Origin of the sequence: Lysinibacillus sp. BPa_S21, from assembly GCF_023337795.1 — a bacterium.
Classification (GTDB): Bacteria; Bacillota; Bacilli; order Bacillales_A; family Planococcaceae; genus Lysinibacillus.
The window spans coordinates 169,139-195,703 of record NZ_JALIRS010000004.1; the positions used below are offsets into that span (position 1 = coordinate 169,139).

Below are 26,565 nucleotides of genomic sequence, written 5' to 3' on the forward strand. Positions count from 1 at the left end.
AAATAGCTATCCAATAAGTCTGTGAGACTTAAAAGGATAGCTATTTTTATTTTTTTTGAAAGCGTGGTGCCACTTTTCCATTTTTTCGATCGCGGTGAAGTAAGAAACCTGCGAAAAAGCCAAAGCCTATAACAAAGAGAATAATGCCAACGACAAATTGTAGCCATAAAAATGGGAAAGGTGAGATGAGCTTACCAAATAATGTATCACGCATAAATTTAATGCCACCTGCAGCCATAAGACCTGGGATTAGCATTACAATAAATGCAGCTAAACGAGCCATGCATGTCCCTCCCTTACTCCTAAGTTTAATTTTACCTGTGGATATGGGAATGTCAAGAAAGGTTATAAAACTAAGGAACGGATGAACCCAGTTGCAAGTAAGAAAGAGTGTTGTATTTATAACTGAATCTTTAGAAAATTCCTACTTAAACAAGAATATGTAATAATAGTTGATAAATTGTGAAATTGTGAGTATTGTAAAAATAAATGGAGCAATATTATCCATTGTTAAATAATTTCGAATATTAATTATACTGAATTGGGATGGGCATTTGGGGTGCACTTTCCAAAGCAAAGGGGCGAGTTTTCATGGAAATCTTCAAGTATATGGAAAAGTATGATTATGAACAATTGGTATTTTGCCAAGATGAAGCATCAGGGTTAAAAGCGATTATCGCTATCCATGACACAACACTTGGACCAGCACTAGGTGGGGCGCGTATGTGGACATATGCATCAGAAGAAAATGCAATTGAGGATGCATTGCGTTTAGCACGAGGGATGACCTATAAAAATGCTGCAGCTGGTTTAAACCTTGGCGGTGGAAAAACAGTTATTATCGGTGACCCATTTAAAGATAAAAATGAAGAAATGTTCCGTGCATTAGGACGTTTCATCCAAGGGCTTAATGGTCGCTATATTTCGGCAGAAGACGTTGGTACAACAGTATCAGATATGGATTTAATTCACGAAGAAACAAATTATGTAACGGGAATTTCTCCGGCTTTTGGTTCGTCAGGAAACCCATCTCCAGTAACTGCTTATGGTGTATATCGAGGTATGAAAGCAGCGGCAAAAGAAGCATTTGGATCTGAATCACTAGAGGGGCGTACTATTTCCGTACAAGGTCTAGGAAACGTAGCCTACAAGCTTTGCGAGTATTTACATAATGAAGGGGCAAAACTTGTTGTTACAGATATCAATCAAGCGGCAATAGATCGAGTTGTCAATGATTTTGGTGCGACTGCTGTGGCACCAGAGGAAATTTATTCACAGGAAGTTGATATTTTCTCTCCTTGTGCATTGGGAGCGATTTTAAATGATGAAACGATTCCTCAACTAAAAGCAAAGGTTATCGCGGGTTCTGCTAATAACCAACTACAAGATTCTCGACATGGCGATTATTTACATGAATTAGGGATAGCTTATGCACCTGATTATGTGATTAATGCTGGTGGAGTAATAAATGTAGCGGATGAATTATATGGATATAACCGTGAGCGTGCGATGAAGCGTGTTGAAGGTATTTTTGATAGTATCGAAAAAATCTTCGAGATTTCCAAGCGTGAGGGTATACCGACATATTTAGCAGCTAATCGCTTAGCGGAAGAACGTATCGCTCGGGTTTCAAAGTCTCGTAGTCAATTCTTAAAAAATGAAAAAAATATTTTACACGGTCGTTAAGAACCGCTTATTCGTTGAAAGAAGTCGCATTGTCGACTTCTTCTAACTTTATCGTAAATTAATAGTTTAACTTTTTTTAAGTAACAAAGTGATTGTGGTGAACAGGGTGCTTTAGCATTTTTTTCTCAAAAGGGGGAATCCGTATGGCACAGAATTATGATGTTGTCATTTTAGGCGGAGGTACAGGTGGCTACGTTGCTGCTATTCGAGCTGCACAGCTGGGTTTAAAAACAGCAATTGTCGAACGTGAGCGTCTAGGTGGAACATGTTTGCATAAAGGCTGTATCCCAAGTAAGGCTTTACTTCGAAGTGCAGAAGTGTATCGTATGGCAAATAAAACAGCTAATGAATATGGTGTTAATATCGAAGGCGTAACATTGAAATTCGACAAAGTACAGGAACGGAAGCAAGCTATTGTTGAGCAATTGAGCCAAGGTGTGAATACACTGATGAAAAAGGGCAAAATAGACGTTTATCAGGGAACAGGGCGAATTTTAGGACCGTCCATTTTCTCACCAATGCCTGGCACTATTTCAGTAGAAATGAGTAATGGTGATGAAAATGAAATGCTAGTTCCAACTAATGTGGTCATTGCGACAGGGTCAAAACCAAGGGGAATGGCGGGACTAACGGTTGATGGTAAATATGTGATGAACTCTGATCATGCACTTGAAATGGAAGAACTGCCAAAGTCATTGTTAATTGTTGGCGGAGGGGTCATTGGCATTGAGTGGGCCTCGATGCTTTGTGATTTTGGGGTTTACGTAACAGTCATTGAATATGGGGCATCCATTTTACCGTCAGAAGATACAGATATTGTAAAAGAGGTAACGAAGCAGCTTGAAAAAAGAGGCGTTCGAATTGTGACTAACGCTCGTTTAGATACGGGAACCTTTAAAATCGAAAATGATAACGTTTACATTTCTGCGAAGGTTAATGATCAGGATGAATTATTTGAGGCTGATAAAATATTACTTTCTGTTGGACGTGAAGCAAATACACAAGGGATTGGATTAGAAAATACAGAAATAGAAGTTGTGAATGGGTTTATTAAGGTCAATGATTCGTATCAAACGAAGGAATCACATATGTATGCCATAGGGGATGTTATCGGTGGCTTACAATTAGCTCATGTTGCTTCACACGAGGGAATATCAGCTATTGAACATATTGCAACGGGTAACACTGAGGCGCTTAATGATCTCAATGTACCAAAATGCGTTTATTCTTACCCTGAGGTCGCAAGTATTGGCTTCACAGAAAGGGATGCACGACAGCAAGGTTATTCATTGAAGGTTGGTAAGTTTCCATTCAAGGCGATTGGGAAAGCACTCGTTAATGGGGAAACTGATGGCTTTGTGAAAATAATCGCCGATGAAGGAACAAATGATATTTTAGGTATTCATATGGTAGGACCGCATGTGACAGATTTAATTGGAGAAGCATCACTTGCTAAATTATTGGATGCAACGCCTTGGGAAATTAGTCAGGCCATTCATCCACATCCGTCACTGAATGAGGTACTAGCAGAATCAGCGTTAGCAGTAGATAAGCGCGCTATTCATTTTTAAGATTCATAATTTTATAACTAAAGTTTGGAAATTTAAAATACTAGGCGAGTTGATTAAGGAAATCTTGTTTAAAGTGAGTAACCAGCAACTGAAAATTGGTATTTTCTCATTTAAATAGATAGGATGGTTAATCAAACGCTTGATCAAATACTTTAGTTATTTCTCCATAATACGAAAGGGGTGTTCGTATGCAAGTTGTTCAAATCAAGCATGAAGATTTAGGTTTATCAAATGAAGATGTACTTGCCATGTTCGAAACGATGTTAATGGCGAGAAGACTTGATGAACGTATGTGGTTATTAAACCGTTCTGGTAAAATTCCGTTTGTTATTTCTTGTCAGGGGCAGGAGGCAGCACAAGTAGGGGCCGCCTTTGCTCTAGATAATAATAGAGATTATATTGCGCCTTACTATCGTGATATGGGTGTTGTCTTACATTTTGGTATGACACCAAGAGAATTGATGTTATCCGCATTTGCTAAAGCAGAGGATCCAAACTCGGGTGGGCGACAAATGCCAGGCCATTTTGGACAGAAGAAAAATCGTATTTTAACAGGCTCTTCGCCAGTTACTACACAAGTTCCACACGCAGTGGGAGTCGCTCTAGCAGGGCGTCTACAAAAAGAAGACTTTATTTCTTTTGTTACACTCGGGGAAGGCTCATCAAACCAAGGCGATTTCCATGAAGGAGCGAATTTTGCAGGGGTACACAAGCTTCCGGTCATTATAATGGTAGAAAATAATCAATACGCAATTTCTGTGCCAGTTGAACGTCAACTAGGCTGTGCGAAAGTATCGGATCGCGGTATTGGCTATGGTATGCCAGGGGTGACTGTTGATGGGAAATGTCCATTACAAGTCTATAAGGTAGTAAAAGAAGCGGCAGATCGCGCACGTAGTGGGGAAGGTCCAAGTTTAATTGAAACAGTGACGTATCGCTTAACGGCTCATTCTTCGGATGATGATGATCGTCAATATCGTACTGCAGAGGATATAGCAGAAGGAAAAGCAAAGGATCCCGTTTTGTTATTTGAAAAGTATCTCATGGATGCTGGAGTTTTGACAGAACAACTACGTGCTGAAATAGAAGAGCGTGTCATGGCCGAGGTAAATGATGCAACAGATTATGCAGAAGCTGCTCCGTATGCAACACCAGAGCATGCTTTGAAATTTGTATATGCACCAGTGGACGGAGGTGACGTGTAATGGCAGTGATGTCTTATATTGATGCGATTACATTAGCGATGAGGGAAGAGATGGAACGTGATGAGCGTGTTTTCATTTTAGGAGAGGACGTTGGTCGCAAAGGTGGTGTTTTCAAAGCAACAGCAGGTCTTTACGAGCAATTTGGTGAACATCGTGTACTTGACACGCCGCTTGCAGAGAGTGCCATTGCAGGTGTCGGTATTGGTGCGGCGATGTATGGGATGCGCCCTATCGCAGAGATGCAATTCGCAGATTTCATCATGCCTGCCGTTAACCAAATTGTTTCTGAGGCAGCAAAAATCCGCTATCGTTCAAATAATGACTGGACTTGTCCAATGGTTATACGAGCACCATTTGGCGGAGGAATTCATGGAGCGCTTTATCATTCGCAGTCTGTAGAAGCACTCTTCGCAGGAACACCAGGGTTGAAAATTGTTATCCCATCTACACCGTATGATGCAAAAGGCTTGTTAAAAGCAGCAATCCGAGATGAGGATCCAGTACTGTTTTTTGAGCATAAACGTGCTTATCGACTCATTAAAGGTGAAGTACCTGTAGACGATTACACACTGCCGATTGGTAAGGCAGATGTAAAACGGGAAGGGGAAGATGTGACTGTTATTACGTATGGTTTAGCTGTCCATTTCGCATTACAAGCTGCAGAGCGCTTAGCTGCCGATGGTATTTCAGCGCATATCCTCGACTTACGTACGGTATATCCACTTGATAAGGAAGCAATCGTTGAGGCGGCAAGTAAAACAGGTAAAGTTTTACTAGTTACTGAGGATAATAAAGAGGGCAGCATTATGAGTGAGGTTGCAGCAATCATTGCAGAGCATTGTTTATTTGAGCTCGATGCACCGATTCAACGCCTTGCAGGACCAGATGTTCCGGCTATGCCGTATGCACCTACAATGGAAAAGTATTTTATGATCAACCCTGAAAAAGTAGAGCGTGCAATGCGAGAGCTAGCAGCATTCTAATATAGCAAAGTTTATTTCTGATATCCACTCATGTGGTAAATAGAAGCTTATAAAAGAAGGGTTTATAAATATCACAGATATTTTAAGACTCTTCATCGAAAGTTCGGGATGATATTTCACGTTTATGTCACATATATAAGTTGATTGGAATGGAGACTGAGCGACTCCTTGGGGATTGGCGATAGGGGAACGAAGGCTAAGAGCATCACATCCTGTGATAACGCCTTCGTACCAACATCGGTGCTGTTGCTGTCGCTGCGCTTTCGCACAAACAAAACCCTCTGCTGTCGCTACGTTAGCACTACGCTTTCGCGCAAAAACATCTGTTGGCCCGATGCCCCCAGGAAGCTCTGAGCGAAAGGAAAGCGCCCAGTCGGAACGGAAATCAACCCCACTTTATGGTGATGAGTTTTTTTATGAATATGATAGTAATTTGATATATACAATTACACCTAGGCATAATTGATGGGGGGAATAGATGATGGCTATTCAAAATATTACAATGCCACAGCTCGGCGAAAGTGTAACAGAAGGTACGATTGAAAAATGGCTAGTTCAGCCAGGTGATACGGTAAAAAAATATGATCCACTAGCAGAAGTTGTCACAGATAAAGTAAATGCAGAAATCCCGTCTTCTTTTGAAGGCGTCATTACAGAGCTGCTTGCAGAGGAAGGGCAAACATTACCGGTTGGTGCAATCGTTTGTTCCGTTGAAATAACGGGTGACAGTGAGTTACCTCCTCCGCCTCCGCCAAAAAAATCAACAGTAAGTACGGCCATTTTAAATGCAGGTGTACAAAAGAAACAAGAGACGCAGCAGCAAGCTACGGTTACAAAAGCACCGCAAAAAACAGTTCGACCGGATAAAGTACGTTTTTCACCAGCTGTTCTTCGACTTGCACAAGAGCATGATATTGCGCTTGAGCAAATCACAGGTACTGGTGAAGGTGGCCGTATTACGAGAAAAGACCTAATGAAACTGATTGCAACAGGAAATGTGCCAACTTCTACGAGTGAAGCACCGCCTGTAGTCGATTCAGCCGAACCGCAATCAGGACCTGCTATAGCACGTCCATCGCAGGAAAATACAAAATCAGCCCTACCTGCCCAACCAATTCAAGCAGGCGATATTGAAATTCCAGTAACGAAAGTACGACGTGCTATCGCCAATAATATGTTACGTAGTGTTCATGAAGTACCCCATGCATGGATGATGATGGAAGTGGATGTTACGGATTTAGTAGCATACCGTGATAGCATAAAGACAGAGTTTAAGCAAAAAGAGGGCTTTAATATTACGTATTTTGCTTTCTTTGTAAAAGCAGTTGCTCAAGCTCTAAAGGAATTCCCGATGATGAATTCCATGTGGGCAGACGACAAAATTATTCAAAAGCATGATATAAATATTTCCATTGCAGTCGCAACAGATGATGCTTTGTTTGTTCCTGTTATAAAACACGCCGATGAAAAGTCGGTTAAAGGTATTGCCAAAGAAATTCATGAGCTTGCAGCGAAAGTTCGGGCCGGAAAACTAGCGATGGATGATGTAAATGGTGGTACATTTACGGTCAATAATACCGGTGCTTTCGGCTCCATTCAGTCGATGGGCATCATTAATTACCCACAAGCAGCTATTCTTCAGGTGGAAAGTATTGTAAAAAAACCAGTTGTTTTACCTGGTGGAATGTTCGCTGCACGAGATATTGTGAATTTATGTTTATCTTTAGATCATCGAGTTCTTGATGGACTTGTCTGCGGTAAATTCCTAAATAGAGTAAAAGAAATACTCGAAAATACAAATAAATCTTCAACGTCAGTCTACTGATGACTTGTCGGAAGCCTGTTGTATAACGGTTTCCGATTTTTTTTTTGCTTTGCGAGTCGCAATTTGTCATGTAGAATAACAAATAGAAACTACTAAGGGGGGAAGCTGATTAAGCGTCCGCATGTCAAACAACATGAAAAATATTGAATTTGAAAAGCCGTCTTATTCAGAATGGCAAGATGCAGCAATCAAGGCTTTAAAAGGGAAACCATTCGAGTCTCTTTTAACGAAAACGAGTGAAGGTATTACATTAGAACCTCTTTACACCCAAGAAAGTTTAGTAGCAAAACTTGGTGAAGAACTTGATAAACAAGTTGCTACGATCCGTTCCCTACAAAATAACGAAGCATTTCGAGTGGCACAGCAAATATATGCTGAAACAAGCGAGGCATTTTTCGCACAGCTTGATGATAGCTTAGCTCGAGGCAATGAAGTAGTAACAATTGATAGCCGTGTAAATTTTGAATGGACTGAAGAAGTATTGGCACAATTAGCGACTTATTTCTCAGAATATTCGTTTAAAATTACGGTTGAAAATTCAAATGACCCATTATTAGCAGTATTCGACAAAATTGCAGTTGATCAGCGTAAAGCTGTAAAAGGTTTCATCGTATCGAAAAATCCAATCTCTTTAAATGATTTCCCGAGCGTGCGCTCAATCGGTGCGGACACAACGGTTTATCATAATGAGGGAGCAAACGCTGTGCAAGAGTTAGCATATGCACTTGCATTAGCTGCAAAATACGCAAATCAAGAAGAAAGCTTTGAAACGTTCGCGAAGAAATTTTATGTATCCTTTGCAGTTGATACACAGTTCTTTACAGAGATTGCCAAACTCCGTGCTTTTAAAGTACTTTGGAAAGCGTTCTCATCCGCTTATGGAGAATCGAATTGTGTACAAGTTCCAACTATTGCCGAAACATCGTTAAGAAGCTTCTCGAAGCTAGATGTTTATGTAAACTTATTACGTTCGGCAAATGAAGCGCTTTCGGGCTTAATTGGCGGTGCGGATGTCTTTACAGTTCACCCCCATGATGCATTAACGAAACCAACAGATCAATCGGTTCGTATTGCACGAAACGTATCCTTAATCTTAAAAGAAGAAACAAATGTTTTAAAAGTTATAGACCCAGCTGGTGGCTCTTACTTTATTGAGTCATTAACAGCAGATTTTGTGAAAGAATCTTGGGCATTATTCTTAGAAATTGAAGCAGCTGGCGGCATTGACGCTTACACTGCATCTGGAAAGCTTACGGAGGAACTAGAAAAATCTTATCAAGCTCGTATCCAATCGGTACAAACACGTAAGCAATCCTTAATCGGTACAAATATTTATGCTAATCCAGCAGATGTGCTTGAAAGCGAAACGAACACAGCGTTTGCAAAAATTAAACGAATTGCAATACCTTTCGAACAGCTACGTGCGGAAATGACAGCGGCAAATGTGAAAACTGGAATTTTGGCATTAGGCACACTAAAAAGCTCAAAACCACGTGCTGATTTCGTGTCAGGTTTCTTAAACACTGTAGGTTTAGTTCCAGAAAAAAGTGAACCAGTTGCTACAGTTGAAGAAGCATTAGCTTGGTTAAACACTACGGAAGCAACTTATGTGGTAATTGCGGGTAATGATGACAATGCAAAAGAATTAGTACCAGCCATTTTAGCAGGCAAACCAGCTAACGTCATAGTTGACGTTGCAGGTAAATTTAAAGACGAAGAAGAAGCTTGGTTAGCAAATGGTTTAAACGGCTTTATTTTCGCAGGACAAAACATCATCGAAAAATTAAACGCAGTGTTCGCTAGCATGAAGGAGGTCCAACGATGAGCAAGCCAAATTTTAGTGCAGTTGAAATCGAAAAAGTTTTAGCAGCAGAAGCACCTCAAGCGTCTGAAGAAAAATTCATGACCAATGAAGGTATCGAAATAAAAGAAGTATACACAAAAGAAGATATTAAAGAGGCAAAACATTTAAACGATGTAGCTGGTATTGCGCCAAATACGCGCGGTCCATACCCTACTATGTATGTAGCTCGTCCTTGGACTGTTCGCCAATATGCTGGTTTCTCAACAGCTGAAGAATCAAATGCATTCTACAAACGGAATTTAGCAATGGGTCAAAAAGGTCTTTCTGTTGCCTTTGACTTAGCAACTCACCGTGGCTATGACTCAGATCATCCTCGGGTTACAGGGGATGTTGGTAAAGCTGGAGTAGCGATCGATTCTGTAGAGGATATGAAAATATTATTTGACCAAATTCCTTTAGATCAAATGTCAGTTTCTATGACAATGAATGGTGCTGTATTACCAGTTCTTGCATTCTATATTGTTGCTGCAGAAGAGCAAGGCGTTACACCAGACCAATTAGCGGGTACGATTCAAAACGATATTTTAAAAGAATACATGGTTCGTAACACATACATTTATCCACCAGCCATGTCGATGAAAATTATTGCAGATATTTTTGAATATACAGCGAAATTTATGCCGAAATTTAACTCTATTTCGATTTCTGGTTACCATATTCAAGAAGCTGGTGCAACAAATGACATCGAGCTTGCTTATACATTAGCAGATGGTCTTGAATATGTTCGTACAGGGCTAAAAGCTGGAATTGATATTGATGCCTTTGCACCACGTTTATCGTTCTTCTGGGCCATCGGTATGAATTATTACATGGAAGTGGCAAAAATGCGTGCAGCACGACGAATTTGGGCACAAATGATGTCAACGTTTAATCCCAAAAATCCTAAAACATTAGCACTTCGTACACATTCACAAACATCTGGTTGGTCTTTAACAGAGCAAGATCCATTTAACAATGTGGCACGTACATTAATCGAAGCTAATGCGTCTTCAATGGGGCATACACAATCTCTGCATACAAATGCACTTGATGAAGCGATTGCGCTACCAACTGATTTCTCTGCACGTATTGCACGTAATACACAGCTGTTCCTACAAGAAGAAACAGCGATGACAAAAGTTATTGATCCGTGGGGCGGTTCGTACTATGTGGAGAAATTAACGGACGAAATTACAAAATCTGCGTGGGCATTAATTGAAGAAATCGAAGAACTAGGCGGTATGGCGAAAGCGATTGAAACAGGTCTTCCAAAAATGAAAGTCGAAGAGGCTGCAGCAAAACGTCAAGCGAAAATCGACTCTAAAACAGAAACGATTGTTGGCGTTAACAAATATCGTTTAGAAAAAGAAGAACCTATCGACATTCTTGACATTGATAATACATTAGTTCGTCAAAAGCAAATTGAACGTCTAGAGGCAATGAAGGCAGCTCGAGATGAAGCAGAAGTACAAAAACATTTAGCTCGATTAACGAAAGCGGCACAAGATGGAGAAGAAAACTTATTAGCAGTAGCTGTCGATGCAGCGCGTGCTCGTGCTTCTTTAGGAGAAATTTCTGATGCAATCGAAGTTGTTTCCGGTCGCCATAAGGCAGTAATACGTTCAATCTCTGGTGTTTACTCAGCAAACTTTTCAGATGAAGAGCAAATTGCTGAAGTGAAACAAATGACAGAAGAGTTCCTTGAAAACGAAGGTCGTCGCCCACGTATTTTAGTAGCGAAAATGGGACAAGATGGACATGACCGAGGTGCAAAGGTTGTGGCAACAGGTTATGCTGATTTAGGCTTTGACGTAGATATTTCACCATTATTTATGACACCTGCTGAAGCAGCTCAAATGGCTGTTGAAAACGATGTTCATGTCATTGGTGTATCATCACTAGCAGCTGGTCATAAAACGTTAGTTCCTGAATTAGTAGCGGAGTTAGAAAAACTAGGTCGTGAAGATATCATTATTATTGTTGGTGGTGTAATTCCAGCACAAGATTATGAATTCCTATATGACGCAGGCGCAGTAGCGATTTTTGGACCGGGTACAGTTATTCCTGTATCGGCACAAAAGATTATTGAAGAGATTTACAAACGTTTAGGCTATGAGGAAGTGTCTGAATAATGGACAAAAACAAAGGAATGCCTGAAAGTGCGCTATTTGTGATGAACGGAGTAGAGGCAACTCACGACGGAATGCAATATGGTACACCGAAAAAATTCCGAAAGAAAAAAGCAGACAATTTAAACTTACAGGAGCTTGCACGAGAAGTACGTGCAGGCTCTCGTACACATTTGTCAAAAGCTATTACACTCATTGAAAGTTCCAATGCGACACATAAAGTGCAAGCACAAGAACTTCTGCAAGAGCTTCTGCCACATACAGGAAACAGTGTCCGAATTGGGATAACTGGTGTTCCTGGTGCGGGAAAGAGTTCATTCATTGAGGCTTTCGGAACGATGCTTTGTGAGATGGGAAAAAAAGTGGCAGTCCTTGCGATTGATCCAAGTTCTTCTTTATCGGGAGGAAGTATACTAGGCGATAAAACTCGAATGGAGGAGCTTGTGAAAAAGCCCAATGCATTTGTTCGTCCCTCTCCATCAGCGGGTACCCTAGGGGGTGTTCATAAAAAGACACGTGAAACGATGCTTGTTTGCGAAGCGGCTGGCTACGATGTCATTTTAATAGAAACCGTTGGCGTTGGACAAAGTGAAACGTATGTCCGAGGTATGGTTGATTTCTTCTTACTGTTAGTTTTAACAGGTGCTGGTGACGAGCTTCAAGGCATGAAAAAGGGCATTATGGAGTTAGCAGATGCCATTGTTGTTCATAAGGCTGATGGTGATAATGTTCGCCTTGCGAAAAAAACAGTATCGGAGTATAAGCAAATTTTACATTTCCTTCAACCCGCAACTCCTGGGTGGATGTCCACAGCAATGCCTGTAAGCTCTTGGGAAAAACGTGGTCTCGACAAAGTATGGAGTACAATAGGGGAATTCAGAAAAATCGTTGAGGCAAATAATTATTGGTCTGTCAGACGCCAGAACCAGACGAGAGATTGGTTTCAGTCGATGATTACCGACCATTTAATCGATATGTTTTATGGTAATCCAGAACGAAAAGCTCAGGTGCAACTTTTAGAACGTCAAATTTTAAATGGACAGTTGACAGTAACACAAGGTGTAGATCGTTTATTTAGCGATGAACAATCACAGAAATAATCTGCCGTTTATGAGCAACTAGGTGCACAAATTCGTCACTAACTGCTATGATAGGAGATGTATGAGTGTCGAATATCTAAAGCTAGTAAGTTTAACTTCGTTCAGTTAAATGAAGTTAAAGCTTCCGGCGGTTGTCACGGAATCAGCATGTGCTACGACAAAGCTGATCCGGACGCAATTATGCCGGTGCATAATGGATGATGATGACGCGAACTTGAAAGGAGCTATCGCTATATGAATATGGATTACGATTTATTTATGCAAGAGATTTTAAAAACAGCACGCGGAGAAATTGAGGCAGCTGGTTATGAACAGCTTCGCACACCAGAAGCCGTTGAAGAGGCGTTTGCTCGTCCAGGTACAACATTAGTCATGGTAAACTCAGTATGTGGCTGTGCAGGAGGTATCGCACGTCCAGCAGCAGCACAATGCGTACATTACGATAAACGTCCAGACCACCTTGTAACAGTATTTGCTGGTCAAGATAAAGAAGCGACTGCAGCTGCTCGTTATCACTTCGGTGAAGATCATTTACCATCTTCCCCATCATTTGTGTTATTAAAGGATGGACAAGTAGTAGCAGAAGTTGGACGCTATGAAATTGAGGGGCATGACCCAATGTCAGTAGTAACAAACTTACAAGCAAACTTTGAGGAATACTGCGACGAACTTTAATTTTATTCAATGAAAAAAGCTATATTTAGCAAAAAACTCCGCAGGCTATAAAATGTCTGCGGAGACTTACTTCTAAAAAGTTCTTCGAATTAGCATCGCTTTCTCCACTGATTCCAGTAGAATTGCATTTAGAATTTTTGTAATATTGGCTAAACGATTAGCTTATAGTTTTCTTTGAAATGAATAAAATAAGTAGAGTACTAAAAGATAGGAGGCAGTCGACTTGAAGAAGTTTTCAATCGGCTATCGTACATTAAAAACGGCATTTGGTGCAGCAATCGCTATTGCCATTGCTCAATACTTTGAATTAGCTTCTTATGCATCTGCTGGTATTCTAACAATATTATGTGTACAACCAACGAAGAGAAAATCTCTTCATGCTGCTTATACACGATTTGTCGCAAGTATTATCGCAATGTTTTATGCATTTTTGAGCTTTGAGCTATTTTCTTATCATCCGCTTACATTAGCAGCTATGCTAATCGTATTTATACCAACAATTGTGTCATTAAAGGTTGCAGATGGCTTTGTCTCTAGTGCAGTTATTATCATGCATATTTATGCGGCTAAAAGCTTTTCATTAGCACTTGTGTATAATGAATTCGCATTAATGGCAATTGGTTATGGTACGGGAATAGCTATAAATATGTATATGCCAGACATTCAAAAGGAATTAAATTACTACCGAGTTAAAATTGAGGAACTTTACAGTAAGATTTTTTTAGAAATTGCCAACTATTTAAGGGAAGGCGATACATCGTGGGATGGGAAGGAAATTATTGAAGCGATTAAAGCTTTAAATAGTGCGAAATCCCTAGCGTTTAAAGATGTTGAAAATCATTTTACGAGACGAGAAAATGACTACTACGTTTATTTTGATATGCGTGAACAGCAGCTAGAAATTATCGATAGGGTTCTTCCAAAAATAACGGCCTTACCTGTTATAGTACAAGAGGCAGTGATCGTTGCTGACTTTTTGCAGGACCTTGGTGAGCATGTACATTCTGGAAATACGGCTAGTCGTTTTAGAGAGAAATTAGAGCAAGTAAAAATAGATTTCGCCCAATTACCTTTACCGAAAAATCATGAACAATTTCTAGCACAAGCGGCACTCTATCAATTTATAGAGGAAATGGATCGATATTTAGAAATAAAGCAGACTTTCAAGGGATTGAAGGTAAAGAAAGAGCGCCCGCAATAATGCGGACGCCTTGCTTTTCATTATACTAGCATTGATAAGCCGAATGCTAGAGATGAGATTATCATGATTGCGACCATAGTATAAACAACGATTTTTTGAAATTTTTTATTACTCATATGCTCGTTCGCTCCTTCTTTTCTTATAAATAGTTTATCAAATCTGAAAAATTTCTCAAGTAGTAGAGTTTTGACGAAAAAGTCTGTAAAATAGATTATGTACCATAACAGAAGGAGATGTCACCATGGAGAGAGTAGATCATATTGGGATTGCAGTCCGCGATCTTGATGAACGCATTACATATTATACAGAAACTTTAGGCTTAAAGTTGCTAAAAGTGGAAGAAGTAGAATCTCAACAGGTTCGTGTTGCATTCATTGATGCGGGTAATGTGAAAATTGAGTTATTAGAACCGATGAGTGAAAAAAGTACTATTCACGGATATATCGAAAAACGTGGAGAGGGTATCCACCATGTTGCTTTCGGTGTAACAGGAATTCGTGAGCGTATGGCTGAGCTTCGTGAAAAAGGCGTACGTCTTCTATCCGAGGAGCCAGGACCAGGTGCTGGTGGTGCAGAGGTTGCTTTCATGCATCCGAAATCATCTTTCGGTGTGTTATATGAATTATGCGATAAAAGTGGAAAAGGGGAAAAGTGATCAGTATGGATATGTTCGACAAAATTAATGACTTGTATGACCGTAAGACAGTAATTGAACTTGGTGGCGGCTATGAGCGCATCGAGAAGCAACATGATAAAGGCAAATTAACTGCTCGTGAGCGTATTGAATTATTACTAGACGAAGGTACATTTTTTGAGATCAACCCATTCATTACACACCGTACAGTAGACTTCGGCATGGAAAAGATGGAAGGCCCTGGTGATGGTGTAGTAACTGGTTTCGGTAAAATTAATGGACGTCCAGTATACTTATTCTCTCAAGATTTCACAGTTTTTGGTGGAGCGCTTGGTGAAATGCACGCCAAAAAAATGGCAACAGTGATGGATCTAGCTGCTAAAAATGGTACACCATTTATCGGTATTAATGATTCTGGTGGCGCTCGTATTCAAGAGGGTGTACTTTCCCTTGATGGGTATGGTCATATTTTCTATCGTAATGCAATCTACTCTGGGGTAATTCCTCAAATCTCAGTCATCATGGGGCCATGTGCTGGGGGAGCGGTATATTCTCCAGCAATTACAGACTTCATTCTAATGGTTGATAAAACATCTCAAATGTTTATTACAGGACCTAAAGTTATCGAAACTGTAACAGGTGAACAAATCTCAGCCGAAGATTTAGGTGGTTCAAAAGTAAACAATGCTGTAAGTGGTAACGCACACTTCCGCGCACCATCTGAAGAAGAAGCTATTAATCAAATTAAGAAACTATTAAGCTACTTACCACAAAATAATAAAGAAAAAGCTCCGCGTCAGGCACGTCCAGAGGGTGATGACTATCGTCCGGAAATCGTGGATGCTGTACCAATCGAAACAACTCGTCCTTATGATGTACGTAAAGTAGTTGAGCAAATAGTGGACGAAGGCTCATTTATGGAAGTTCATTCAGAGTTTGCGAAAAACGTAGTAGTTGGTTTTGCGCGTATTGCTGGTGAATCAGTTGGTCTTGTATGTAACCAACCTAAAGTATTAGCTGGAGGATTAGATATTGATTCTTCAGACAAGGCTGCTCGTTTCATTCGTACTTGTGATGCTTACAATATACCTATCATCACATTTGAAGATGTTTCTGGTTTCTTCCCAGGCGTTAAACAAGAGCATGGCGGTATTATTCGTCATGGCGCGAAAATCCTTTATGCATACTCAGAAGCAACGGTACCTAAAATTACAGTGATTCTACGTAAAGCATACGGTGGTGCATACGTTGCGCTTAACTCTAAATCAATTGGGGCAGACTTAGTATTTGCTTGGCCTAACGCAGAAATTGCTGTTATGGGTGCAGCAGGTGCAGCAAACATTATCTTCGCTCGTGAAATTGCAAAATCAGAAGATCCAGAAGCAACACGTGCAGCGAAAATTGAAGAATATAAAGAAAAATTCGCAAACCCATACGTGGCAGCATCTCGCGGCATGGTAGACGATGTTATCGATCCACGTGATACACGTATTAAGCTAATTCAAGGGCTAGATATGTTATCCAACAAACAAGAAACACGTCCAGAGAAAAAGCACGGCAACATTCCTCTATAAGAAATTGTACAAGCCTAGTAGTCATTCGATTACTGGGCTTTCATGTTGTTGAAAAACTATTGTGACAATGAAATTAAAGTAACCTAATAAATAAAGTATGACTTTTCGTCAAAAAGAGGGGTTGATTTCCGTTCCGACTGCCCGCTTCGCTTGCTCTCCAGTCTGTGACGCTAATCCCCAAGGAGTCGACCAGTATCCACTCCAATCAACATTTCACTTAGCATGTATCTTCTTACATTCACGTTAATTTATAGTGATAATTTAATAGCTCAGCCATGAATGTTTAATGTGCAAAAGGAAACGTTAGAAGCAATTGCAAAAGCGTAGTGCTAACGTAGCGGAAATCATAGCCTTCTAATTAATTGGAATGGATAAAAAAAGTTAATAAATACGCTTGATAATAAAAGATTAATTAGAAATGACAGATAATTGAAACATATCCTCATTTCATTCGTACATATATGTAAGAGGAGATGAGATGAATGGAATGGAAACAATTACAAAAAGAACAAGAGGAGATTTACGCACAATTAAGAACTGCTAGTAGGTTAAGTGAACAAAAGGTTTTAATAGAAAAGCAAATCGAGCGTACACAACAAGAAATTCACAATCATTCTAAAGCTCTCAATCAAATTCGTTTGAAACTTGATAAGTTAGAAGGCTTTTCTTTTATGAATATGATTCGGACGTGGACAGGGCAACAAGATGAGCTACGTGCAGAAAAAATTGATAAAGCAGCCATTCTTGAACTAAAAATAAATGAAGCAAAAAAGATGGAAGTTGATTTAATAGATGATTTAGGACAATTAAATACTAAACTTACGCAAATTAATGAACAGGAGCTGCAAGAAGTTTTATCCCAATTAAATGCTAAAAAGAAAGGCTACTTACAAATACATGAGCCTGAACAGGCAAAAAAGCTTGATCAATTAGCGCATGAAGAAATGTTAACGAAACAACTAATTTTAGAGATAGACGAGGCAGAAGTAGCCGGTGAAACAGCACTTACTAAGCTTGGACAAGCTGCAGAATCCTTGCATTCGGCAAATGGTTATTCAACGTGGGATACGTTCTTTGGTGGGGGACTCATTGCTACACATTTAAAGCATGATGCACTTGATAAGTCTGAAAATTATCTTCATAATGCTCAAATTGCATTACAGCGTTTCCATAACGAACTACTGGATGTACATGATATGTCAACGAAATCATTAGCAATTGAAACAGATGGATTTGTAAAATTTGCGGATTATTTCTTTGATGATATTTTCTCTGCTTGGTCAGTCCATTCTAAAATATCTACTGCAAGAGAGCAGGTTTCTCGTGTGCAAGATGATGTACATAATACGATCTTGCGTTTACAGGATAAACGTAATAAAGCGGGTGACTATTTGCAGTCACTACAAAAAGAAAAAGAAGCGATCTTTCAAAACGTCAATATAAAATAACCCGTGAAAAGAATCTTCCTCTTTTCACAGGTTTTTCTTCGATTAGCAAATGGGATGATTGTGGTTTCCTTTTCAAGCCCGTTTTCCTGTGATTGAGCATCGGACCGCTGCCTTCGCTTTCGCAACTATTGTTAAATGTTGCTGACACAACGTTAGCACTATGCTTTCGCACAGATAATACATTGTTGCAGTCGCTTATGCCTTTAATACTGCTCAATGCTATATACATAAGCGCTGCGTCTTTGTGTCTCCCCGAACTTGCACCAACCAGTTCGCGTTTGAAAAAATCGACAAATAAACATACATAGTGCCATTTTTCCTTTAAGGTAAATTCCTAATCGTTCACAAGTAACGGATGCAATTAAGTTTCTTCTTTCCTTTAACTATAATAGGAGTAAATAGGGGAAGTAATTGTTTGATGTCTGTCAATTGATAGAAATATGCTGGTGACTAACATGAAAAATAACTACATTTCAATCTTCGCCTTCATTTTGCATTTTTCTAATCTCAACAATGTTCTTCCAGATCGCCCTATCAATTTTGGCAAAACTACTTATGCTTGGCGTTGTATTTACTTCAAATAATATAGGTTCTCCTTTATGATTTATTCCAAAATCAATGCCATATTCTCTACAAGGAAAGTGGGATTCAATTACTTCAGATGCTAAAATAGAATCTTTTTTTAGTGAGTCTATTGTTTTATCTTTCTCTGTATTGTCCATCATCATATAAACTGATAATAATTCATCAATCGGTATTACTTGAGAACCCCGATTTGAATTAACAATCCCATGATCCTCAGTTGCAATTCTTCCGTACATTCCACTAATTACCCATGTTCCCTTTAGATTTTGAACATGAACACGAATGGAAATTGAATCTCCATTAGGGGTTAGACTCATGACCCCCTCCTGTATAATATAATTTCCGCTTAATTTACCATGTTTCTCATATGGGTGTAGAACTTGATGGAAATCCTCAATTGTTGCCACACATTTATTAATTTCTTCGCCTTGCATAGTAAATCCATTAAAACAATACTGTCCATCTTTTCTTTTGTAGACTTTATAAATCGCTCTTCCTTGCCCAGTGCTATTATGTTTCACATAAACATACTCATACTTATTTAATAAATAGATTAAGTTTTCTAGACTGTAATGTGTTGATTCTGGAATGAAGTTAGTTGTTAAAGAATTTTGATTTAAAAGTAAGAATTGTTCCCATTTTCCTAGTGCGTTTTTCAATAAACTCTCCTCATTTCGTAAGGTATTTTTATTTCTTTTGTATAAATAGGGTAGTCCTCTTCACTTATGGTGATTACTGTATTGTATATAAATTGATTTATCTTGCATGGGTGGATGGAATTGGTAACGTAATTATTCTCTCTTTATCTTTATACTTCCATTTTTTTGACTTCAAAATCATTAGTATCTAATGTATCTGCCCTATAAATCTTTACTTGTAGCCATATGATAATATGATATGTCGAATAAGGAGAGGGAAGATATTGAAAAAAACGACGAAATTAAAAGAAATAATATATTCAGATAAACTTGAGTTTTTAATGGAAGCCCATAACGGTCTTTCCGCAAAAATTGTTGAGGAAGTTGGTTTTAAAGGGATTTGGGCGAGTGGTCTATCTATATCAGGATCATTGGGTGTAAGAGATAATAATGAAGCATCATGGACGCAGGTATTAGAGATACTTGATTTTATGAGTGATACGACAACAATTCCCATCCTATTAGATGGGGATACAGGATATGGGAATTTTAATAATGCTCGGAGGTTAGTTAGAAAACTAGAACAATTGAACATTGCTGGAGTCTGTATTGAGGATAAAATTTTCCCGAAAACGAACTCGTTTATTAATGGGGAAGCACAACCTCTCGCATCAATTGAAGAATTTTGCGGGAAAATAAAAGCAATGAAAGATACTCAAGAGGATGAAGACTTTATGGTTGTAGCTAGAGTCGAGGCTTTTATTGCAGGCTTGGGATTAGATGAAGCCCTTAAACGTGCGGAAGCTTACAGGAAGGCAGGCGCCGATGCAATTCTTGTGCATAGTAAAAAGTCGGATTTTAAAGAAATTGAAGCATTTATGAAAGAATGGAGTGGAAGGCATCCGGTAGTTATTGTGCCAACAAAATATTATACAACCCCAACTAATGAATTCAGAAAAGTAGGAATAAGTACTGCAATCTGGGCTAACCATAACTTAAGAGCATCGATCACTGCTATGCAGAACATCTCCAAACAAATCCTAAAAGATGAAAGTCTCATTCAAGTAGAAAAATCGATCGTAAGCGTGCAAGAGATTTTTAGACTCCAAAATGCTGAGGAGCTTCAAAAAGCAGAGAAGAAGTATTTGCCATCAACTAATAACCAATTACAACCCGGAACGGAGTGATGGTATGTTAAATACAAATGAATTTGGAAATGAGCTTAAAAGACTTGGTTTTGATTTTTACAGTGGGGTCCCATGTTCATTTTTAAAGAATCTTATTAACTATTCCATAAATGAGTGTGAATATATTGCTGCAGCCAACGAAGGTGATGCTGTAGCCATTGCTTCAGGAGCATACCTTGGGGGAAGGAAATCAGTTGTTTTAATGCAAAACTCCGGTCTAACTAATTGTATCTCCCCTTTGACTTCCTTAAACTACCCCTTCCAAATACCTATACTTGGGTTTGTTAGTCTACGTGGAGAACCCGGATTGAATGATGAACCGCAGCATGAATTAATGGGACAAATTACGACACAAATATTAGATCTCATGCAAATAAAATGGCAATTCTTATCTCCTGATGAAAGTGAGGCTAAGGGACAGCTTGAAGAAGCTAACAAGTGGATTGAAGCAAATCAACCATTCTTTTTTGTAGTGAAAAAAGAAACATTTACAAGTGAGAAATTGAAGATAGAGCAACGTCTTAATCATAAAAATATGAAAAAAAGTGAAAAAAATGACTTAGATGAAATGCCAAGTCGTTTTGACACTTTAAAAGTGATAAATGGTCTCAAAGATATGAAAACAGTATTAATGGCAACAACTGGTAAAACGGGAAGAGAACTATATGAGGTTGAGGATTCTGATAATAATCTATATATGGTTGGTTCCATGGGTTGTGTCGGTTCTTTAGGCTTAGGATTAGCCTATACGCGAAAAGATAGAGATGTAGTTGTTATTGATGGAGATGGTTCCCTCCTTATGCGAATGGGGAGCTTATCTACAAATGGCTACTATCAACCTGAAAACATGCTCCACATTCTTCTAGATAATCAAGTTCACGATTCAACTGGAGGGCAAAATACCGTTTCTCACAATGTTAATTTTGTCAATATTGCTGCAGATTGCGGGTATGAAAATGCATACTATATCCACAATTTACATGAGCTTGAAATGTGTATTCAAGAATGGAAAATGACAAAAGGGCTCACTTTTATTTATTTGAAAATCTCAAAGGGATCTAAAAAAAATCTAGGACGCCCAAAAGTTACTCCAAGTGAAGTTAAAACTCGTCTACAGGGATTTATTAAATAATTTCTCTGAAAATGAATATTAGTAGGTTAAGCTTGCCTTTAAGAAGCCTCTTTACCGTACTGAAACTTTGTTGAGCGAGATAATCCGAACCGCGGTAAAAGTGTAATAAAATTTAAGGGAGGAGTACCGTGAAGAATATTAAAAGAAATATATTACTGAATCCCGGACCTGCCACTACAACAGATACGGTTAAATATGCACAAGTGGTACCTGATATTTGCCCTCGTGAAGATGACTTCAGCCAATTATTACAATTTGTTACTTCTGAAATTACTAGCTTAGTTTCAGAAGAGAATCAATATTCAACCGTTTTATTCGGTGGTTCAGGTACTGCTGCTGTAGAGTCAATCTTGAGTTCAGTAATGACTGATGGGTTTATAGTAATCATTAATAACGGAGCTTATGGTAAAAGAATGTGTGAAATTGCAGAAGCTTATCAGCTAGATTGGATTGAATTTGTAAGTCCACCCGATCAACCGATAAAATTAGATCAGTTACATTCATTTATTCAAAGCATTCCACGAAAAGTTTCTTTTCTAGCTGTCGTGCATAATGAAACAACAACGGGATTATTAAACGATATAGAATCGATTGGCTCCATTTGTGAAGAAAATGAGATTAATATGATGGTAGATGCAATGAGTTCGTTTGCGGCTATTCCTATTAATATGAGTAAAATGAAAATAAGTTATTTGGCGGCTAGTTCCAATAAAAATCTTCAAGGAATGGCAGGAGTCTCTTTTGTTATAGCTAAAAAAAGCGAACTAGAAAAAGGAAAGACAAAAAAGCCGACAAATTATTACTTGAATCTTTATTCTCAATATACCCATTTCATCGAGACGGGTCAGATGCGCTTTACTCCGCCTATACAAACTATCTATGCGCTAAAACAGGCGATTGTAGAATTAAAAGCAGAAGGAATGAAAGAAAGATATGAACGATATTCTCAATGTTGGGAAACCTTAATAGAAGGCCTCTCTAGACTCGGTTTAAGATATCTTGTCCCTGTGGAACACCATTCAAAAATTATTACAGCAATAGTAGAGCCCGAAAGTGAAAAGTATAATTTTAAAGAAATGCATGATTATTTTTATGCTAATGGGATAACGATATATCCTGGAAAAATTTATCAATTAAATTCTTTTAGGGTAGCCAACATTGGTGATATAAGCAAAGATGATATCGAGCACTTTTTAACTTTATTAGAAACATATCTTAAAAACCTGAATTGTTGACGGAACAGTGGAAAACTAACATCTTATGTAGGTGATATTAATAAATTTGCTTTTCCTTGTTATAGGGTGCTTTAGTTGAAGATCTATATTCTGGAAAAACCAATCTTTCGTTTATAAAAATGATTAGCGATATACAAGTTAAATCTCGTATTTTGATCAAACTTTGTTCAAAATACGAGGCTTATTTTTATCCTAAAATAGAGGATTATCGATTATATTCAATCTTTTTTCAAAAGTTACAGAGGCTGGGCGAAACCTTGGGGATCAGCTGATAACGCCTTCGTGACCAACCTCGTGTCGCTACGTTAACACTCTGCTTTCGCGCAGAAAACATTAGTTGGCCCGGCGCCCTCAGGAAGGCGCCTAGTAGGAACGGAAATCAACCCCTAGTTTTACCGAAGAGTTGTACTATTTACGCCAAAGAGTAATTGATATTCCTTTCTAAAAATACCGTAGTTCCTGTAAGCGAATTATTTCAACTCTTTAGACGTTGTGCTAAAATAATACATATACTATAACGTGGAAAACCACGTAAACTAAGGGAGTCCTACAACATGACAAGTCGTTTAGTAGAAGAGTTTTTTGAGCTCGTACAAATCGATTCAGAAACAAAACATGAAGAAGTGATAGCGCCGATTTTAATCGATAAATTAACAGCGCTTGGTTTTACAGTAGAACAAGATGACGCCCATACTCGTAACGGGCATGGAGCAGGTAATATACTTGCTACTCTAAAGGGTTCATTAGATGTCGAACCAATATATTTTACTTCTCATATGGATACAGTTGTTCCAGGTAAAGGGATTAAACCATCTCTTCGTGAAGATGGCTATATCGTTTCAGATGGTACAACAATTTTAGGTGCTGATGACAAAGCTGGTCTGGCCGCACTATTTGAAATGGCTAAACGCTTAAAAGAGCAAAATATTGAACATGGTGATATAGAATTTATTATTACTGCTGGCGAAGAAAGTGGACTTGTTGGCGCTAAAGAGTTAGATCCATCTAAAATTAAAGCGAAATATGGCTTTGCCGTAGACAGTGATGGCAAAGTAGGAGGAATTGTTACAGCAGCTCCGTTCCAAGCTAAAATTTTCGTTAAAATAATTGGGAAAACTGCGCACGCTGGTGTTGCTCCAGAAAAAGGAATTTCAGCGATTACGGTTGCTTCCAAATGTATTGCACAAATGAAGCTAGGTCGATTAGATGAAGAAACAACAGCCAATATTGGTCGCTTCGAGGGAGGCCAAGCAACAAATATTGTATGTGATGAAGTAACGATTCTTGCAGAAGCTCGTTCAATCGACGAAGCGAAGTTAAATGCTCAAACTAAGCATATGCAGGAGACGTTTGAGCAAGTTGCTGCTTCATTAGGAGCAAAGGCTGAAGTTGAAGTGAAGCTAATGTATCCTGGATTCCGTGTCACAGAATCAGATAAAGTTGTTCAAGTGGCAATGGCAGCCGCTCGCAACATCGATCGTACACCGAAGCTTGGTATTTCAGGCGGCGGTTCCGATGCTAATGTTATTGCAGGTTTTGGCATCCCTACAGTAAATCTTTCTGTTGGGTATGAGGACATTCATACAACAAATGAAAAAATCCCAGTAGAAGAATTAGAAAAATTAGCAGATTTACTAGTTGAAATCGTAAAAGAGTCTGCGCAAAAATAACAACAGTTTCGAAGGATGTGACCGCATGGAGAATGTAAAGGCTGTAGTTTTTGCTTGTGGTACAGAGGAATATGCAGTACCTGTAGAACAAGCGATTTCGATTGAAAAGTTAGAGCAAGTAACACCGATTCCTCATTTGCCTAATTATCTTCTAGGCTTCACAAGAATTCGTGGCGAGCTAGTGCCTGTGCTTGATTTTGAGCGTATTCTTTATAATCGTGCCTCTAATGCTACAACGGCACGGATTATTGTGTTAAACACGGATGTTGTGAACTATGGATTACTTGTAACAGAAGCTCGTGAAATTCTTGATTTTGATGAGTCGGTACTAAAGCAGATGGGACTTGTCAATTATTCAAAAACACGTTACTTTACAGCTGTAGCAAATCTTGAAAATCGTATGATTACATACGTGGATCCGAAAATACTTGTCAATTCATTGGAGGGTATACGTGAAATAATTAATTATTTGCACAAAATGCTTGAAAATGAAAAAGAAAACGTAGAGGCTTTATAAAACTACGAGTTAATTCCATACAATCATACACACCATAGTTGAAGTTTTAGACAGAATTACAAATTTGTGATTCTGTCTTTCTTTTTCCATGCAATAAAAGGAAAATGAATACACGATGTCGAATGTTAAGCCTATCACTAAAACGAGTGTTTGAGTTCCATTGAGCACTTCACTCATAAAAATAAGCATAATTATGAATGTATCTTTAGTATAAATAAGTAAATAATATTTTGGGAGGTATTTGCCACATGGATTCAAAGATAAAGGAAACACTAGAAGAGAAAAGGGAGCGTTTAAGACAAAATGAATTAAAAAACAATCCTACTGGTGCTCTTAACGATGGCATAAATAGAGGCAGTGGTGGGAATTTAAATGGTATGGGTTGGAAGGAAACGCTGCTAGTAGCTGTTGTATTATTTATAGGCTATATTGCATACAAATTGTTTTTCAGTTAGAGATATTGAAAGGAATTAATAGTGCATTCCATAACCCCCAATTGCCACGCCAAACATCTATTCACCATCATTCTATTCAAAATGTCCCCTGAATATCATCTTCTTGTTTTTATTCTTATATAGTAAAAATAACCTGTGTTCATAGTATCTTTTTTGAAAGTTTTCAATAAAATTATGCGTTTTACCTACAGACAATTTCACTATAACGTCGTATTATTTAGGGTAAGAAAACTACTGTAAAAGGCAAACTTCACCGAAAGGGAAGGACGCAAAGCCATGAGTCTAAACACTATTATTAGTGCATGATTGTCAGGTTGCCAGGTTCTGTTCTATGAGCCTCGGCGAAGAGAATGGAGATGTAATAAATGGGAAGTCGTTCACTATCAAAAGCAATCATTGTTTTTTTAGTAACAATTGTAAGTACGCTAGGATTAACAATGGGAAAGGTAGACGCAAAGGCCATGCAAGATAGAGCTACTTGGTTATGGGATACGACAAAAATTGTCGAAAATGAATCAGGGGTACTCTCATTTTTAGAAAGTAAACAAGTTAATAAATTATATTTACAAATTAATAGTGAAATAGCAAGTAACGATTACAAAAGTTTTATCAATAAAGCAACATCAAAAGGTATAAAAGTATATGCGTTGGATGGTTCTGCAAGCTGGGTTTCAGCAGAGGGCTATAAAATGCAGGATCAGCTATTTGATTGGTTACGTACATATAATGAAGATGCATCCGCAACTGAGCGATTTTCTGGCGTTCATCTCGATGTAGAGCCCTACTTAAATAGTGGTTGGAGCTCAAACCAAGAAAAAACGGTTGAGTCCTATCAAGCGCTTCTTACTAGAGCAAAAGGGGATAGCGATCAATTACAATTACCATTGGAAGTTGATCTGCCATTTTGGTTTGACGAGATCACATACAAAAACCAATTTGGACAAGGTTTATTAGCTGATTGGGTGATTGATCAGGTAGAAAGTGTTTCGATAATGGCTTATCGAGATACTGCTAAAGCAATTATTAACATTGTTGAACATGAAATAAACTATGCAAAAAAAGTCAATAAATCAATTGTTATTGGTGTGGAAACAGGAGCTTCTGATGAAGGGAATAATATTACCTTTTATGATGATGGGGAAGCCTATATGAATAATCAGTTAGCACAAGTTCATAAACAGTATGCCAATAAAATAAGCTTTAATGGTTTTGCCATTCATCATGTTGATAGTTGGATGAATATGCAACCGTAAAAGTCCTCTCTAACTAAAA

At 38.5% G+C, this 26,565-nt stretch carries 23 protein-coding genes and 1 riboswitch; of the genes, 20 read left to right on the top strand and 3 right to left on the bottom strand.

What is annotated here, in order from left to right; genetic code table 11:
- Window positions 1-46: 46 nt before the first annotated feature.
- Window positions 47-283: a DUF2627 domain-containing protein gene (locus MOK21_RS09305; protein WP_132356638.1), complete on the bottom strand. Its 237-nt coding sequence runs from the start codon at window positions 281-283 to the stop codon at window positions 47-49.
- 308 nt (window positions 284-591) lie between these two features.
- Here MOK21_RS09305 and MOK21_RS09310 point away from each other — a divergent pair, with 308 nt between their 5' ends.
- From MOK21_RS09310 to MOK21_RS09355, 10 genes are all read left to right on the top strand, one after another.
- Window positions 592-1,686 (top strand): Leu/Phe/Val dehydrogenase, encoded by a 1,095-nt coding sequence (locus MOK21_RS09310; RefSeq protein ID WP_249073659.1) that lies wholly within the window; start codon window positions 592-594, stop codon window positions 1,684-1,686.
- A gap of 143 nt (window positions 1,687-1,829) precedes the next feature.
- Entirely contained in the window at window positions 1,830-3,257 is a 1,428-nt protein-coding gene (gene lpdA, locus MOK21_RS09315) for a dihydrolipoyl dehydrogenase (RefSeq protein ID WP_249073660.1), read from the top strand.
- Between the two features lie 188 nt (window positions 3,258-3,445).
- Complete coding sequence (locus tag MOK21_RS09320) at window positions 3,446-4,462, top strand: thiamine pyrophosphate-dependent dehydrogenase E1 component subunit alpha (protein ID WP_249073661.1); 1,017 nt, start codon at window positions 3,446-3,448, stop codon at window positions 4,460-4,462.
- Window positions 4,462-5,445, top strand: a complete 984-nt coding sequence (locus tag MOK21_RS09325) for an alpha-ketoacid dehydrogenase subunit beta (protein ID WP_249073662.1) — start codon at window positions 4,462-4,464, stop codon at window positions 5,443-5,445. Before MOK21_RS09320 ends, MOK21_RS09325 begins: the two co-directional genes overlap by 1 nt.
- Window positions 5,446-5,926: 481 nt before the next feature.
- Window positions 5,927-7,270 carry a dihydrolipoamide acetyltransferase family protein gene (locus MOK21_RS09330; RefSeq protein WP_249074085.1) on the top strand — a complete coding sequence of 448 codons (1,344 nt, stop codon included), beginning with the start codon at window positions 5,927-5,929 and terminating at the stop codon, window positions 7,268-7,270.
- A 133-nt stretch (window positions 7,271-7,403) separates the two neighbouring features.
- Complete coding sequence (locus MOK21_RS09335; RefSeq protein WP_349294138.1) at window positions 7,404-9,095, top strand: methylmalonyl-CoA mutase family protein; 1,692 nt, start codon at window positions 7,404-7,406, stop codon at window positions 9,093-9,095.
- On the top strand, window positions 9,092-11,245 hold the full coding sequence (gene scpA / locus MOK21_RS09340) for a methylmalonyl-CoA mutase (RefSeq protein WP_249073664.1): 2,154 nt from the start codon (window positions 9,092-9,094) through the stop codon (window positions 11,243-11,245). Before MOK21_RS09335 ends, scpA begins: the two co-directional genes overlap by 4 nt.
- Window positions 11,245-12,342: a methylmalonyl Co-A mutase-associated GTPase MeaB gene (meaB, locus tag MOK21_RS09345; RefSeq protein WP_249073665.1), complete on the top strand. Its 1,098-nt coding sequence runs from the start codon at window positions 11,245-11,247 to the stop codon at window positions 12,340-12,342. Before scpA ends, meaB begins: the two co-directional genes overlap by 1 nt.
- A gap of 234 nt (window positions 12,343-12,576) precedes the next feature.
- The gene (locus MOK21_RS09350) at window positions 12,577-13,017 is read left to right on the top strand and encodes a BrxA/BrxB family bacilliredoxin (protein WP_249073666.1); all 441 of its coding nucleotides are present in this window, start codon (window positions 12,577-12,579) and stop codon (window positions 13,015-13,017) included.
- A 223-nt stretch (window positions 13,018-13,240) separates the two neighbouring features.
- Window positions 13,241-14,218, top strand: coding sequence for an aromatic acid exporter family protein (locus MOK21_RS09355; RefSeq protein ID WP_249073667.1), 978 nt, complete (start codon window positions 13,241-13,243; stop codon window positions 14,216-14,218).
- A 20-nt stretch (window positions 14,219-14,238) separates the two neighbouring features.
- Here MOK21_RS09355 and prli42 read toward each other — a convergent pair whose 3' ends face one another.
- The gene (gene prli42, locus MOK21_RS23740) at window positions 14,239-14,334 is read right to left on the bottom strand and encodes a stressosome-associated protein Prli42 (protein WP_283164667.1); all 96 of its coding nucleotides are present in this window, start codon (window positions 14,332-14,334) and stop codon (window positions 14,239-14,241) included.
- Between the two features lie 125 nt (window positions 14,335-14,459).
- Here prli42 and mce point away from each other — a divergent pair, with 125 nt between their 5' ends.
- The 3 genes from mce (at window position 14,460) to MOK21_RS09375 (ending at window position 17,874) form a co-directional block, all read left to right on the top strand.
- Window positions 14,460-14,873, top strand: a complete 414-nt coding sequence (gene mce, locus MOK21_RS09365; RefSeq protein ID WP_249073668.1) for a methylmalonyl-CoA epimerase — start codon at window positions 14,460-14,462, stop codon at window positions 14,871-14,873.
- A gap of 5 nt (window positions 14,874-14,878) precedes the next feature.
- Complete coding sequence (locus MOK21_RS09370) at window positions 14,879-16,426, top strand: acyl-CoA carboxylase subunit beta (RefSeq protein WP_249073669.1); 1,548 nt, start codon at window positions 14,879-14,881, stop codon at window positions 16,424-16,426.
- Between the two features lie 482 nt (window positions 16,427-16,908).
- Window positions 16,909-17,874, top strand: a complete 966-nt coding sequence (locus tag MOK21_RS09375) for a hypothetical protein (RefSeq protein WP_249073670.1) — start codon at window positions 16,909-16,911, stop codon at window positions 17,872-17,874.
- Between the two features lie 473 nt (window positions 17,875-18,347).
- Here MOK21_RS09375 and MOK21_RS09380 read toward each other — a convergent pair whose 3' ends face one another.
- Window positions 18,348-19,118, bottom strand: a complete 771-nt coding sequence (locus MOK21_RS09380; RefSeq protein ID WP_249073671.1) for a YheC/YheD family protein — start codon at window positions 19,116-19,118, stop codon at window positions 18,348-18,350.
- Between the two features lie 263 nt (window positions 19,119-19,381).
- On the opposite strand from MOK21_RS09380, the gene aepX reads away from it, so the two are divergent.
- The 7 genes from aepX (at window position 19,382) to MOK21_RS09415 (ending at window position 26,546) form a co-directional block, all read left to right on the top strand.
- Window positions 19,382-20,284, top strand: a complete 903-nt coding sequence (gene aepX / locus MOK21_RS09385; protein WP_249073672.1) for a phosphoenolpyruvate mutase — start codon at window positions 19,382-19,384, stop codon at window positions 20,282-20,284.
- 4 nt (window positions 20,285-20,288) lie between these two features.
- Window positions 20,289-21,416 carry a phosphonopyruvate decarboxylase gene (gene aepY, locus MOK21_RS09390; RefSeq protein ID WP_249073673.1) on the top strand — a complete coding sequence of 376 codons (1,128 nt, stop codon included), beginning with the start codon at window positions 20,289-20,291 and terminating at the stop codon, window positions 21,414-21,416.
- Between the two features lie 128 nt (window positions 21,417-21,544).
- Window positions 21,545-22,651: a 2-aminoethylphosphonate aminotransferase gene (locus tag MOK21_RS09395; protein WP_249073674.1), complete on the top strand. Its 1,107-nt coding sequence runs from the start codon at window positions 21,545-21,547 to the stop codon at window positions 22,649-22,651.
- Window positions 22,652-23,205: 554 nt separating this feature from the next.
- A complete protein-coding gene (locus MOK21_RS09400; RefSeq protein ID WP_249073675.1) occupies window positions 23,206-24,321 on the top strand; it encodes a M20/M25/M40 family metallo-hydrolase in 1,116 nt (371 codons plus the stop codon).
- Between the two features lie 25 nt (window positions 24,322-24,346).
- Window positions 24,347-24,838, top strand: a complete 492-nt coding sequence (locus tag MOK21_RS09405; RefSeq protein ID WP_249073676.1) for a chemotaxis protein CheW — start codon at window positions 24,347-24,349, stop codon at window positions 24,836-24,838.
- 248 nt (window positions 24,839-25,086) lie between these two features.
- Entirely contained in the window at window positions 25,087-25,293 is a 207-nt protein-coding gene (locus MOK21_RS09410) for a DUF6366 family protein (RefSeq protein WP_249073677.1), read from the top strand.
- A gap of 232 nt (window positions 25,294-25,525) precedes the next feature.
- A riboswitch (cyclic di-GMP riboswitch) is annotated at window positions 25,526-25,615 on the top strand.
- 43 nt (window positions 25,616-25,658) lie between these two features.
- Window positions 25,659-26,546 (top strand): amidase, encoded by an 888-nt coding sequence (locus tag MOK21_RS09415; RefSeq protein WP_249073678.1) that lies wholly within the window; start codon window positions 25,659-25,661, stop codon window positions 26,544-26,546.
- Window positions 26,547-26,565 lie beyond the last annotated feature (19 nt).